The following is a 12,725-nucleotide window of genomic DNA, read 5'->3' on the forward strand; positions in this document are numbered from 1 at the left end:
CCTGGAGACATCGTAATGACCGACCAAATCATGGTTGCCCTGTCGGGCATCGAGACCGCACTGCAGAAGGCTGCAGAGCGCGCCGACAACGAAGCCCGCGAGCTGGGCAAGGTCTCGACCGAGACGAAGAACGCGCTCGAGAAGTTCGGCACCGAGCAGCGCGAACTCGCTGACCGTCTGCTGTCGCTCGAGCAGCGCGGCCTGGCCCCCGCCAACGGCATCGCCTCGGTCGACACCTGGGGCTCGCAGCTGGTCAAGGCGTCCGCGCTGTCGGCGTTCCAGTCCGGTCAGACGAACAAGTGCTCCGTCGAGGTGAAGAACACGATGCTCGGCTCTGACGCGACCGTCGCGCCGGACCGCAAGCCAGGCATCGTTCCGGGTGCGTCGCAGATCCTCACCCTCGAGGCGCTGCTGCCGTCCCTTCCGACGAGCTCGAACGCGATCGAGTACACGAAGGAGAACGTGTTCACCAACGCCGCGAACGGAACGGCCGAGGGTGGCGTTCTGCCGGAGTCGAGCATCACGTACACGCTGGTGAACATGCCGGTCTCGACCGTCGGTCACTTCATCAAGATCAGCGAGCAGCTGTCGAAGGACAATGCCGCGCTCGCGGCCTACGTCAATCAGCGCATGGTCTACGGCGTCGATCTGAAGGTCGAGACGGCGCTGGCCACCGGCGCCGGCGGCGCGAACCTGTCGGGCATCTTCAACGCCGGCAACTACACCGCGCACGGCTACCTGTCCGGTGCGCTGGGCTCGGTGCTGGCGAAGTGCGTGCTGATCCGCAAGTCGATGGCTGACCTGCGCAACGCCGGCTACATCGCCGACGCGATCCTGCTGAACCCGACCGACTGGGCGAACATCGAGATCGAGCTGCTCACGACGAACGCTGGCCAAGTGCCGTTCCGCTACGACGCAGCGGGCACCCCGATTCTGTTCGGCGTGCCGGTGGTCCAGTCCGGTGCGGTCACGGCTGACACGTTCGCGGTCGGCGCGTTCCGCCAGGCCGGCGTCGTGCACAACCGCGAAGGCGTGACGATCGAGCTCTCCGGCTCGGACGGCACGAACTTCACGTCGAACCTCGTCACGATCAAGGCGAACCGTCGCCTCGCGCTGGCGATCGAAGTGCCGGCGGCGATCCGCGGCGGCGACCTGACGCCGCCGTCGGTCTAAGCCGTAACGCAGCAATGAGGCGCCGCCCCTCCGGGGGCGGCCCTCTCGCGAGGACACATGCAAAAGCAAATCGAATTCATCGCGCTGGGATCCAGCGGGCTGATCGGGAACTTCAAGCCCGGCGACCGCGCGCGCGTTCCGGCCACGCTAGCAGCGCACTTGGTCGACGAGGCCAAGGTCGCCAGGTACGCCGACGCACCGCCGCCGGCAGAGTTCAAGGTTGACGCGCCGGTGCGCGAAAACGTCGAGCAAGCGACCCGACGCATCCGCAAGACAAAGGGCTAACCCATGCTGACCGTCACCGCTGCGGCCGTTGAGCCCGTCACACTCGCCCAGGCCAAGGCGCACCTTAACGTGCTGCACACCGACAGCGACGTGCACATCGGCGCGCTCGTCAGCGCGGCCCGCGCGCACGTCGAGATGACCACCGGGCGTGCTCTGGCGGCGGCGCAATACATGTGGCCGGCGGGCCCGTCATGGCAGCAGTTGCCGCTTGCGCCGATCGCTGCGGTGGCCGCCGCGACCTACATCGATTCCAGCGGCGCGCGCGTCGCCCTGCCGGCCTACACCGTCGACCTCGAGCGCGGAGCATTGGCGCTGGGGTCGGGCTCGCTGCTCGGATCGAAGGTCAACATCACCTTCACGACCGCGGCCCCGGCCGTGGTTCCGGAGCCGTTGCAGCAGGCGATTCTCCTGCAGGTGCAGCAGCTCTGGGACGGCGAAGACGAGAAGCGGCGCGACACCATTGCCGCGCTCGTCGCTCCGTACCGCCTGAACCTCGGGGTCTGACCGGTGAACGAGAACGCGCTGCCCGAGCGGATCGCGATTGAGCAGCTCGCCGAGGCGGTCGATCCCGCTACTGGCGCGCGGGCGAAAACATGGAGCGTGCTGCATGCGCGCGTGCCCGCGCAGTACCGGCCGCTGTCGAGCGGCGAGTCACTGAAGGCCGCGGCGGCGACGTCGAGCCTGCGCGTGCGCTTCATCGTGCCGCGGCTGTTGGGCGTCACTGCGGCGATGCGCGTGCGGTACGACGGCCGCCTGTTCGCCCTGACCGGCGAGCCCATCGTCGACCCGACGAAGCGGAACCGCATGACGATCGAAGCCGAGGCGGGGGTGATCGATGGCTGACACCCAGACCCTTCGCGGGCTCGACGACGTGCTGTCGAAGCTGCGCGCGCTGCCGCCGGAGATCGTCAGCAAGCGCGGCGGCGTGGTGAAGTCAGCCCTGCGCAAGGGCGGCAAGGTCATCGCCGATGCCGCGGTGCGCAACATCAACGCGATCACCACGCGGCCTGAGACGGAGGAGGGCGGCTACGTCAGCACCGGCATCCTCGCGAAGTCGGTGGCCGTAAGCCGTGACCCGAAGCCGCAGCAGGCCGGCGCGAATGAGCGCTACCGCGTTCACCTGCGCAAGCGCACCTATCCGGACGGCACGCGGACCATCGCGACCGGGCGCTACCTCGAGTTCGGAACCGCCAAGCGCGCGCCTACGCCGTGGCTGCAGCCGGCCTACATGGAGACGCGCCAGCAGGCGCTCGAAACCGTCGCGTCCGAGCTCGGCAAGGGCATCGATCGCGCGATCAAGAAGATGAGCCGAGGCGCCTGATGCTCCCGACCGTCTACGCAACGCTGCAGGCCTCGCCCGCGGTGGTCGCCCTCGTCGGCAATCGCGTGTTCCGCCACGGCTCTGCGCCGCAGGACGTCGCGCGCCCGTACGTCACATGGGCGGTCGCCGGCGGCGCGCCGGAGAATGGATTCGATGGCGCATGCGCCGACGCCTTCCGCGTGCAGGTCGACTGCTGGTCGGACAGCGACGCGGGCGTCGAGACGCTCGCCGCCGCGGTGCGCGACGCGATCGAGCCGGTGGCGCACCTGGTCGCCTACGTCGCCGACGAGCGCGACTTCCAAACCCAGCGGTTCCGGATCGGCTTCGCCTTCGATTGGATCCTCGGCCGCTAACGGCCGCGCACCGCTGCAATCCCATCGCCGCCTACGGGCGGTTTTTTTCTGCCCGTTAGGAGGGCCGTTCTATGTCCGTTATCAAGTCACAGGGCACCCATCTGCATTGGGCGACCGCTGCCACCACCAACAACAAGGTCACCTGCGCGACCGGTATCTCCGGACTCGGCGGCGCCGCGGACCAGGTCGACATCACCTGCCTCGACGACAGCGAGCGCAAGTTCGTGAAAGGCCTCGGCAACCCGGGGCAGGTGACGGTGCCGTTCAACCTCCACGCGGACGATGCCTCGCACAGCGCGCTGATGGCGCTCAAGGAATCGGGCGCGGTCGTGTCTTGGGGCATCTACGGCTCGCAGGCGACCACTGCCCCGACCACTGTCGGCAGCGTGATGCAGCCGGTCGTCGGACGCACCTCGGCGATCTTCAACGGCTACATCAGCGACATCAACATCGATGTCGCCGGCAACGACATCTGGAAGGGCACGATCACGATTCAGCGCTCCGGCGCTGTGGCGTGGGATCTGACGCTCACCTAATCGACTGAACGGCGAGAGTTCAACGGCTCGGCCCGGTCGATGGGGTAACGCGCGGCGTTCGCCGTGTCGCGCGCCTGTCGGCCGGGCCTCTTTGAGGCAACGGCGAATGAGCAAGTACGGTTTTCTCCTGGTCAAGCCGGAGATCCACGCGCGTGAGGTGAAGATGCCCGACGGCTCGACGCACACGCTGCATTTCAAGCAGATCAGCGCCGCCGACTTCCGTGGCTACCAGCTCGACGAGCAGAGCGACGACGCATCCGTGCGGACCGCGGCCATGCAGAAGCTGGTCGCTGCTTCGTTGTGCGAGGACGACGGGAAGCCGGCTCTTACGGCTACGGAGTACGCGCAGCTGACCATCGAAGGGCTCAACGCTCTGTTTCCGGTGGTGCTCGAGGTCGGTGGCTTCAACCGGAAGGCGGACGCTGCAAAAAAGGACTGACCGAGCGTGGCGAGGCGTGGTTCTGGCACGTGCTCGCCCTCGCGCTCGGTAAGACCATCGGCGAGCTGCAGGCCTCCATGGGCGAGGCCGAGTTTGACGCCTGGCGGGAGTTCTACCGCCTGTATCCCTTCGATGACCTGCACCGGTTCCACCGGCCGGCCGCCCTCATGGCGTGCTCGGGCGTGTCCGGAAGCTTGGATCAAGCGATCGAGCAGCGCCTGAAGTGGCTGCAGCCAGACCCCTCCGACCGCTTTGCAGACACCGACGCCCTCTTCTTCGGGGCGGCCGAACCCTGATGAGGTAATCCGATGAGCGTAGGCCGCATCGTTGTCGACCTGCTTGCCAAGACGGGCAGCTTCGAAACGGACATCAATCGTGCCGCGAAGCTGGCCGAGAAGCGTGCGAAGGAGATCGACGACTCTCTGCGCCAGGCAGGCGCTGCGGTGGGGACCGCGGTGGCTGCAGGCGCCGCGGTCGCAGCGGTCGCGATCAAGGCCAGCATCGACCGCATGGACGAGCTGAGCAAGGCCGCGCTCAAGGTCCAGATGCCCACGGAGGAGCTGAGCAAGCTCGCCTATGCAGGTGGTCTGGCCGACGTGTCGGTAAGCGACCTCGAGTCGGCCCTCGGCAAGCTAACGAAGTCGCAGGCGGCTGCGCTCAAGGGCACGAGCGAGCAGGCGCAGGTGTTCGAGGCGCTGGGAATCAGCGTCAAGAAGGCCGACGGTTCCTTGCGCGGCAGTGGCGAGGTACTGGCTGATTTCGCCGACAAGTTCGCCGCGGCGCAGGACTCCCCTGAGCTGATGGCTGCCGGTATGGCGATCTTCGGCAAGTCCTTCCAGGGGATTATTCCGCTGATCAAGGACGGCTCTCAGGGGCTTCGAGAGGCGGGGGACGAGGCAGAGCGTCTAGGCCTCGTGCTCACAACGGAGGCCGGGCAGAGCGCCGAGGCGTTCAACGACAACCTGACCCGACTGCAAGGCGCACTTGACGGTGTGACCAGCGTGGTCGCAGCTCAACTAGCGCCTCATCTCAACGAGCTCACTGACCAGCTGGTCGAGCTTGCCAAGGAAGGTAACGGCGCGGCCGAGATCGCCGACAGCATAGGCGCAGCCTTCGATCTGATCGGCGGCGCGGCGGTCGTGGTGTCGAGCACCGTCCGCGGCGTGACATTCGACCTCATCGCGATGGGCAACGCCGGCCAAGCGGCGCTTGCCGCCCTGCGAGGTGACTTCAAGGGGGCGGCAGCAAACCTCCGAGAGGCGGGTGCTGCGCGCAGCCTGGCCGAGGCCGAGAGCGCGGACATCGAGCGGGTGTTCTCTGGCCGCAGGGCGGCTTCGAAACAGCCCTCTGCCGCTCTCTCCAAGCAGTCGGCTGCGCAGGTTCAAGCGGAGCAAGAGGCGGAGCAAATGCGCCAGCGCCTGGCGGCCGTGCTGAGCGGCGGCGCAAGCAAGTCCAAGGCCGGCAAGTCTCGCGGGGGCAAGTCGGAAGCCGAGCGGGAAGCCGAAGCGCTGCAGGCGCAGTACGAATCGCTCATCGGCGCCCAGCAGCAGCAGATCGCGCTGTTCGGTGAGGCCGGCGAGGCCGCGCGCGTCCGATATGAAGTCGAGAACGGTGCGCTCGCCGCGCTGGAGCCGGCATTGAAGGCGGTCGCGGTCGCCAATGCGGAGAAGCTGGACACGTTGCGCGAAGAGGCTGACGTGCAGGCCGAGCTCGACGCGATCAACAAGCGGCGCGAGGAGTCGGCGCAGGACGTGCTCGCGACCATTCGCGAGGAGATCGGCCTGATCGGCATGAGCGCCGAGCAGCAGGAGATCTGGAACAACCTGAAGTGGGCCGGCGTCGACGCGAACAGCGCGCTCGGGCAGTCGATCGCTGACACCACGCGCGAGCTGCAGAACCAGCGCGAGACGCTCGGCACGCAGATCACCCTGATGGACGACTTCCGCCAGGGCGCGGCGAACGCGCTGACCGACTTCGCGACGGGCATGAAGAGCGCGAAGGACGCTGCGATCGACTTCTTCGACAGCTTCGCCGAGCGGATCACGCAGATGATCGCGGAGCGCTGGATGGAGCAGCTCTTCGGACAGGCGGGAACGACCGGCACCGGCACGTCCGGTGGGAACTGGATTGGCATGGCGCTGGGCGCGCTGTTCGGTGGCGGCCGCGCCGGCGGAGGGCGGGTCGACAACTCGCACGGCTACCTGGTCGGCGAGCGCGGCCCGGAGCTGTTCATCCCGGCGACGGCAGGCACGGTCATACCGGCCGAGCAGACCCGGCGCATGGGCGGCGGGGGCGCAACGCTCAATCAGACGTTCGTGGTGCAGGGCGCGCCGGACCGGCGTACGCGCGAGCAGTTGGCACGCGAGAGCGGGCGCGCTGCGGCGCGCGGCATGGCGAGGACAGGACGATGAGCTTCATCAACACCCGGCTCAGCAAGGCCGTCGCGTACGGGTTCACGGGCGGCCCTGAGTGGTCGACGCAGATCGTCCCAATGGACAACGGCCGCGAGCAGCGCAACGCGCAATGGCTCTACCCGCGGCACCGGTACAGCGCGCAGTTCATGAACCTGCCTCCGGCGCTGCGCGACGAGGTGCTTGCTGCCTTCCATGCATGCCGCGGCCAGCTGCATGCGTTCCGCTTCAAGGACTGGAACGACTTCACGGCGGCGAACGAGCCCATCCTGCCGACGGTCGGCACCACGACGCCGGTGCAGCTGCTCAAGACCTACAAGTTCGGCAGCGAAAGCGCGACGCGCCTGATTCAGGCGCCCATCGCAGGCGCGGTGGTCCGGCGCGACGGCGCAGCGGTGGCCGGCACCCTCGACACGGCGACCGGCCTGTTCAGGCCCGACGTTGCGTGGCTCGCGGGCGCATACACCTGGTCCGGCGAGTTCGACGTCTGGGTGCGTTTCGACTCGGATTTCAACGCCTTCACGATCGGCAACTGGCAGGCACACACCAGCGACATCGAGCTTCGCGAGGTGCGTCGATGAAGACGATCCCGGCAACGTTGCAGGCGCACTACGACGAGCCGGCCACGACCACGACGTATCTGTGCCGCATGCAGTGCAAGGACGGCACCGTGCTCGGCTTCACCTCGCTCGATGCCGACCTCACCTTCAACGACGGTGCCGGGCCGGTGCTGTATCGGGCGGACAACGGGTTCCGTGCCGACCGCATGCAGGCGACGGCGGACCTCGCGGTCGACAACACCGATCTACACGGCTGGGTCGCGGACACCGGCATCACTGAGCAGCAGATCCGCGCCGGCCTGTTCGACTACGCGCGGATCCGGATCTACCGGGTCAACTATCTGGACCTCGCGGCCGGGCACGAGATCATCGCGACCGGCACCGCGGGTGAAACGAAGTTCAGCGGCTCGAAGTGGTCGCTCGAGTTCCGCTCGCTGACCCAGCAGCTCAAGCAGCCAATCAGCAAGCTCTACTCGCGCACGTGCCGCGCGAAGTTCGGCAGCCAGCCGGTCGGCACCGCGGGCGAGCAGCCGACCGAGCGCCACCCGTGCCGCAAGGCCTGGACGTGGATCGCGGGCACCGTGACAGCGGTGAACGCAACCGAGCCCGACCGCCTCTTCACCGACACCGGGCTCACGCAGGCCCAGCACCACTTCGTGCCTGGTGTCGTCGAGTGGGTGACCGGCCAGAACGCCGGCGCGCAGATGGAGGTCGACGCGTTCGCCGCTGGCGCGGTGACGCTGACCCTGCCGCTCGCGTACCCGATCGCCGCCGGAGACACCTTCCGCATCCGCCAGGACTGCGACAAGACCTTCTCGATGTGCGGCGCGCGCCATGCGAACACCCTGAACTTCCGCGGCGAGCACCTGATCCCGAACGACGGCGGGCAGTCGATGGTCCCGGGGGCGCAGATTGAACGCGCCTGACGCCGCGCGCGCGTACATGGGCGTGCCGTTCGTGCACCAGGGACGCACGCGCCGCGGCCTCGATTGCATCGGGCTGCTCGAGCTCGCGTTGCACGACGCAGGGATGGGCCACTACGCAGCCCATCCCGCTAACCGTACCGACTACGGGCGCGATCCGCACCGGGGCCTGCTTGAGCAGCGGCTCCGGGAAATCTTCGGCGAGCCGGTCGCTGACATGCGGCCGGGCGATGTCGTTGCGCTTCGCTACGCCGGCCCGATCCGGCACGTCGGACTCATTGGCGATCACCAGCACGGCCTGTCCCTGATCCACACCGATTCCCACCTCGGCCGCGTGACCGAGCACCGCATTGACGACCGCTGGGCGACGCGCATCGCGCTCGTGTTCCGGCCGGAGGTTTCAGCTTGAGCGGATCGACTATCGGCGGCGTCATCGGCGGCGCCATCGGCTTCTTCGTCGGTGGTCCGGCGGGCGCGCAATGGGGCTTCATGATCGGCTCCGCGATCGGCGGCTACGTCGATCCGATGCAGATCGAGGGCCCGCGCCTCACCGATGCGATGCAGCAGACGTCGAGGGACGGCGTCCCCATCCCGTTCGGCTACGGCACGTTCCCCACCGCCGGCAACGTCATCTGGACCGACGAGCTCAAGGAGCACAAGAAGAAAGAGCGTCAGGGCAAGGGTGGTCCCGAGGTGACGAGCTACACCTACACACGCAGCTATGCGATCGGTATCTGCGAGGGCCCGATAACCGGCCTGCTGATGATCAAGCGCAACGGCAAAGTGGTGTGGGACGCTCGTGACCCCGACACGTTCCGGGAGTACCTGCAGGACAGTCTCGCCGCGAGCACTGGCGTGTGGCGTTCGTTTGGCACTCTCTTTTTAGCGCGAAATGCATGGAACAGCCGGTGGGAGGGCAAGGCGACCATGTACCTCGGCGACGAAACGCAGTTGCCCGATCCGACGATCGAGGCCGTCGTCGGCGTGGGCAAGGTGGGCGCGCAGCGCGGCCTTGCCTACATGGTGATCAAGGACGATGACCTGACCGATATGCAGGGCGCCATCCCTCAGTACGAATTCGTGGTTGCGAAGTGCGGTCAGCAGGTGAACGCTCCGAGCTTCATACAGGCCGAGTGGTTCGTGCTCGGGTCGCAGGCAAACCAGAGCGGCCGTTGGCTGCAGCCAGGCGACGGCTATGACTTCGCGACGTTGCCGGACACGGTTACGCCGGACATGGCAACGCTGAACCGATTGATGCGACTTCGGACCCGACTCGTCGCGTGGTTCGGCGAGCTCGGGTACTACACGACGGATCGCGGAGCGACGTGGAAGAAGCTGACCGGGCCGCCCATAAGCGTCCATCCATACACTTACTTCGGCACCGCGTACTCCGGCTCGACTGCAGTGATCGGGGGCCGATGGTGGCTCGCCCTCGGTAATCAAGGCAGCGCGTGGACGTTGGACGAAGGCGATAGCTGGACGTCGGTGCCGCGAGTGCCTTGGCCGGGGATCGGGTCGGTCGATGACCAGTTCGTCGCCGGGCATCCCGGCCTGATCGTCCGCGGTGGCGCTTACGGCGGCGTAACGTACTCGACCGACAGCGGCGCGACCTGGGCGCCACGCGTCGAGATCTACCACCACTCGAACGATGGCAGCATTAATTGCGGCGCGTCCGACGGTACGACAGTGGTGGTCGGGGGTTCGCGCTATCGCATGTGGTGGTCGACCAATGGGGCGGCATGGAGCGAGTGCTCCGTTCCCTTTGCAATGCCCCTTACAGGCACCAATGCCGGGGCAACGAGCAGGATCGTCAAGATCGTGCACACGATCATCCGGGGCGAGCCCGCGTGGGCGGCGATCTGCGACGGTGGCGAGTACGCGAACGCGATCCTCATCTCGCGCACTGGCAAGGCATGGACGAGAGTCGAGGGGCTGACGCCGTTCTTCCCGGCTGACATGCATGCGGCTGCAGAGCGCATCGTCATCGTCGGCAGCCGCAATGACCAGGCGGTGATTCTCACGACGACCGACCTGGTCCAGTGGGAAGAGCGACCGCATGGGTTTGGGGGCTCGACGAGTTACGGCGTAGCGGTCGCAGCTGCGCCTGCGCCCGATGCCGACACGCTGGTCCCTATCCCGGACGCGCCTGCGTACTCGCTGCAGCCCGACGGATCCCTCGCCGGTCCCGGCGGGACGGTGATCGACGTGTGCCGGCCGGCGCTGGGCGAGGTCGTGGCGGATCTGCTGCAACGCGTCGGCATCGAAAGCGGGAGCTACGACACGAGCCAGCTGACGGACCCCGTCGACGGCTACAAGGTGGCTACCGCGGCGGGCGCGGACGTAATGATCGGCGCCCTGATGCCGGCGTACTTCTTCGATGCGGCGGAGTACGACGGCAAGCTGCGGTTCGTGAAGCGCGGCGGGAACGCCGTCGTTTCGATCGGCCCGAACGACTTCGCCGAGCGCGACGGCGAGGCGGTGACGCTCGAGCGTGTCCAGGAGGCTGAGCTGCTGCGCAAGGTCACGGTCGGCTACCTCGATCCGATGACCGCCTACGCACCGAATACCCAGTCTTGGGAGCGCCGGAGCGGCACCATCGAGGCCAAGGGGGAGAGCGCGAGCGAGCTGCCGATCGTTTGCGCAGCGGACTTCGCGGCGCAGGTTGCGGAGAAGCGTGGCAAGGTCGCGTGGGCGGAGCCTGAGAAGCTGCATTTCAGTCTGCCGGCCTTACGGTGGGCGCGTCTCGTGCCGACCGCCATCGCGCACGTTACCGTCCGCGGAGAAGTGATCCGCACGCGCATCATGTCGGTGGAGGAAGACTCCGGCGTGCTGCTGGTCGAGGGCTCCCGCGATCGCCAGGCGGCCTACACCGGCACGGTATCGGGTGTTCAGCCGCCGCCACCGACGATGGTGGAGCCCCCGCTCATCGGGCCCACGAAGTTTGCGGTGATGGACCTGCCGGTGTGGAGGGAGGCGGACGATGCACTTGGCGTGTACGTGGCGGCCTGCGGGTTCCTAGCGGGCTGGCGCGGCTGCGAGGTGCAAGTCAGCACGGACGCCGGTGCGACGTTCGCAGAGGTGGCGCAGGTGACTGCCGCGGCAACCGTCGGAACCACGACCACCGCGCTTGCGGAATGGGTCAACCCGGCATATCCGTCGCCGCAGAGCGTCACCGTCAGCCTGCCGGATGCGCCTGCCAGCGTCAGCTACGAGTCGCTGCTGCAGCTGACCAACCGCGCCGCGCTCAAGCTCGATGACGGCACGTGGGAGATCCTGCAGTACCAGACGGCCGCCACGAACTCCGACGGCACGTTCACGCTGTCGGGGCTGGTGCGCGGACGTTATGCGACGACGCCGGGCGCGGCGTCTGCGGGAGCGGTTCTAGTGCTCCTGGACCACGCGGTGCAGTTCGTCCCCGTGCAGCGCCACGTGCTGGGCGCTTCGCTCATGGCGCGAGCTGTGCCGTACGGCGTAGATCCGGACGCGGTTACGGGGCGCGCCCTCACGATCGCCGGGCGCAGCCAGCATGAGTGGCCGGTGCATGCCGTCGCCGCGACGCGCGACGAGACCGGAGGCGTCACCGTCTCATGGGTCGGTCGCGGACGCATCGGAGCCGAGACCGTAGCCCACCACTCTCAGTACTTCGCCGGCTACCGCGTGACCTTCAGCGACGGACACAGCGCCGACGTCACTGCCAGCAGTTACACGCGAGCCAGTACGCCGGCGGGCGCCACGGTACGCGTCGCCGCACTCAACTCCATAACGGGCGCGGGCCCGACCAGCGAGGCCATTTCCACATGACGACCCCGAACCTCTCGCTTCAGACCGTTCCGGCCAACAGTCTGCAGCCATCTGTGCCGGTCAACGATGCGCTGCAGGTCCTGGACGCACTCGTGCAGCTCAGCGTCGAGACCATGGCGGCCGCGCCGCCGGCGACCCTTCAGGCGGACGTCGGAAAGCGATGGATCATCGCCGCGGGCGCAACCGGCGTATGGGCCGGCAAGGACCGCCAGATCGCGCTGTGCACGGCAGCCGGGTCGTGGCGTTACTTCAGTCCAGCAGAGGGCTGGCGTGCAGACGTGCGCGACACCAACGCAGCGCTCCGGTTCGATGGCGCGGCATGGGTGGCGATCTCGGCGGAGATCGGGGACGGCGCCGTCACGACGGCCAAGCTTGCGGCCGGAGCGGTAACGCCCGCCAAGCTGGCAGCCACGGCGGTCACGCCGGGGAGCTACACCAATGCGAGCATCACGGTCGACCAGCAAGGCCGGATCACGGCCGCCGCCAACGGCTCTGGCGGAGGAGGGGGCGCTGCGAGCAAAGCCCGGGTCTACCTGAACACCGCGGCCAGCACGCCGGGTGCGGCCGGCTGGTACAAGCCGCCGTTGGACACCGTCGATTTCGACACAGGCTCCATGTGGGACGCGACCAACCAGCGATTCATGCCCAAGGTGGCGGGCTACTACCAGTGCAACCTTCGCATGCGGACGAACACCACCGGAAGCCTGTCGGGCGTCGCCATCCGAAAGAACGGAACGGTTTACTTCAACGTCGGCAGCGACAACGCGACCGCATCCTCCAACGCCCGCGGCGGCTCGGGGATGATCTACTGCAACGGGACCACGGATTACCTGGAGCTGGCGGGTTACAGCTTCGCCAGTCGCGCGATGACCGTCGGCCAGTACGACACCTATATGGAGGTGTTCGGCCCGATCTAGCACGGC

At 67.6% G+C, this 12,725-nt stretch carries 15 protein-coding genes; all 15 read left to right on the forward strand.

Annotated elements, in window-relative coordinates; translation table 11 throughout:
* Positions 1-15 precede the first annotated feature (15 nt).
* Positions 16-1,173: a phage major capsid protein gene (locus ACFFGH_RS06600; protein ID WP_386666125.1), complete on the forward strand. Its 1,158-nt coding sequence runs from the start codon at positions 16-18 to the stop codon at positions 1,171-1,173.
* 57 nt (positions 1,174-1,230) lie between these two features.
* Positions 1,231-1,458, forward strand: a complete 228-nt coding sequence (locus ACFFGH_RS06605; protein WP_386666127.1) for a hypothetical protein — start codon at positions 1,231-1,233, stop codon at positions 1,456-1,458.
* A 3-nt stretch (positions 1,459-1,461) separates the two neighbouring features.
* Positions 1,462-1,962 (forward strand): head-tail connector protein, encoded by a 501-nt coding sequence (locus ACFFGH_RS06610; RefSeq protein ID WP_386666129.1) that lies wholly within the window; start codon positions 1,462-1,464, stop codon positions 1,960-1,962.
* 3 nt (positions 1,963-1,965) lie between these two features.
* Entirely contained in the window at positions 1,966-2,301 is a 336-nt protein-coding gene (locus ACFFGH_RS06615; RefSeq protein WP_386666132.1) for a phage head closure protein, read from the forward strand.
* Positions 2,294-2,779, forward strand: coding sequence for an HK97-gp10 family putative phage morphogenesis protein (locus tag ACFFGH_RS06620; protein ID WP_386666134.1), 486 nt, complete (start codon positions 2,294-2,296; stop codon positions 2,777-2,779). Before ACFFGH_RS06615 ends, ACFFGH_RS06620 begins: the two co-directional genes overlap by 8 nt.
* Complete coding sequence (locus tag ACFFGH_RS06625; RefSeq protein ID WP_386666136.1) at positions 2,779-3,132, forward strand: DUF3168 domain-containing protein; 354 nt, start codon at positions 2,779-2,781, stop codon at positions 3,130-3,132. Before ACFFGH_RS06620 ends, ACFFGH_RS06625 begins: the two co-directional genes overlap by 1 nt.
* A 71-nt stretch (positions 3,133-3,203) precedes the next feature.
* A complete protein-coding gene (locus tag ACFFGH_RS06630; RefSeq protein ID WP_386666138.1) occupies positions 3,204-3,668 on the forward strand; it encodes a phage tail tube protein in 465 nt (154 codons plus the stop codon).
* 106 nt (positions 3,669-3,774) lie between these two features.
* The gene (locus tag ACFFGH_RS06635; RefSeq protein ID WP_386666141.1) at positions 3,775-4,107 is read left to right on the forward strand and encodes a hypothetical protein; all 333 of its coding nucleotides are present in this window, start codon (positions 3,775-3,777) and stop codon (positions 4,105-4,107) included.
* Positions 4,108-4,136: 29 nt separating this feature from the next.
* On the forward strand, positions 4,137-4,403 hold the full coding sequence (locus ACFFGH_RS06640) for a hypothetical protein (protein ID WP_386666143.1): 267 nt from the start codon (positions 4,137-4,139) through the stop codon (positions 4,401-4,403).
* Between the two features lie 12 nt (positions 4,404-4,415).
* Complete coding sequence (locus ACFFGH_RS06645; RefSeq protein ID WP_386666146.1) at positions 4,416-6,518, forward strand: hypothetical protein; 2,103 nt, start codon at positions 4,416-4,418, stop codon at positions 6,516-6,518.
* Entirely contained in the window at positions 6,515-7,099 is a 585-nt protein-coding gene (locus ACFFGH_RS06650; protein WP_386666148.1) for a DUF2460 domain-containing protein, read from the forward strand. The genes ACFFGH_RS06645 and ACFFGH_RS06650 overlap by 4 nt, the downstream gene beginning before the upstream one ends.
* Entirely contained in the window at positions 7,096-8,004 is a 909-nt protein-coding gene (locus ACFFGH_RS06655; RefSeq protein ID WP_386666151.1) for a phage/gene transfer agent baseplate hub protein, read from the forward strand. The genes ACFFGH_RS06650 and ACFFGH_RS06655 overlap by 4 nt, the downstream gene beginning before the upstream one ends.
* A gap of 16 nt (positions 8,005-8,020) precedes the next feature.
* A complete protein-coding gene (locus tag ACFFGH_RS06660; protein WP_386666153.1) occupies positions 8,021-8,410 on the forward strand; it encodes an NlpC/P60 family protein in 390 nt (129 codons plus the stop codon).
* Positions 8,407-11,802, forward strand: a complete 3,396-nt coding sequence (locus tag ACFFGH_RS06665) for a phage tail protein (RefSeq protein WP_386666156.1) — start codon at positions 8,407-8,409, stop codon at positions 11,800-11,802. The genes ACFFGH_RS06660 and ACFFGH_RS06665 overlap by 4 nt, the downstream gene beginning before the upstream one ends.
* Entirely contained in the window at positions 11,799-12,719 is a 921-nt protein-coding gene (locus tag ACFFGH_RS06670) for a DUF2793 domain-containing protein (RefSeq protein WP_386666159.1), read from the forward strand. The genes ACFFGH_RS06665 and ACFFGH_RS06670 overlap by 4 nt, the downstream gene beginning before the upstream one ends.
* Positions 12,720-12,725 lie beyond the last annotated feature (6 nt).

The sequence above is a fragment of the Lysobacter korlensis genome, from assembly GCF_042434515.1.

Coding starts and splice junctions, on each gene's coding strand:
- ACFFGH_RS06600 (WP_386666125.1), top strand. CDS start 16: ATGACCGACCAAATCATGGTTGCCCTGTCGGGCATCGAGACCGCACTG.
- ACFFGH_RS06645 (WP_386666146.1), top strand. CDS start 4,416: ATGAGCGTAGGCCGCATCGTTGTCGACCTGCTTGCCAAGACGGGCAGC.
- ACFFGH_RS06630 (WP_386666138.1), top strand. CDS start 3,204: ATGTCCGTTATCAAGTCACAGGGCACCCATCTGCATTGGGCGACCGCT.
- ACFFGH_RS06655 (WP_386666151.1), top strand. CDS start 7,096: ATGAAGACGATCCCGGCAACGTTGCAGGCGCACTACGACGAGCCGGCC.
- ACFFGH_RS06625 (WP_386666136.1), top strand. CDS start 2,779: ATGCTCCCGACCGTCTACGCAACGCTGCAGGCCTCGCCCGCGGTGGTC.
- ACFFGH_RS06650 (WP_386666148.1), top strand. CDS start 6,515: ATGAGCTTCATCAACACCCGGCTCAGCAAGGCCGTCGCGTACGGGTTC.
- ACFFGH_RS06670 (WP_386666159.1), top strand. CDS start 11,799: ATGACGACCCCGAACCTCTCGCTTCAGACCGTTCCGGCCAACAGTCTG.
- ACFFGH_RS06635 (WP_386666141.1), top strand. CDS start 3,775: ATGAGCAAGTACGGTTTTCTCCTGGTCAAGCCGGAGATCCACGCGCGT.
- ACFFGH_RS06620 (WP_386666134.1), top strand. CDS start 2,294: ATGGCTGACACCCAGACCCTTCGCGGGCTCGACGACGTGCTGTCGAAG.
- ACFFGH_RS06660 (WP_386666153.1), top strand. CDS start 8,021: ATGGGCGTGCCGTTCGTGCACCAGGGACGCACGCGCCGCGGCCTCGAT.
- ACFFGH_RS06605 (WP_386666127.1), top strand. CDS start 1,231: ATGCAAAAGCAAATCGAATTCATCGCGCTGGGATCCAGCGGGCTGATC.
- ACFFGH_RS06610 (WP_386666129.1), top strand. CDS start 1,462: ATGCTGACCGTCACCGCTGCGGCCGTTGAGCCCGTCACACTCGCCCAG.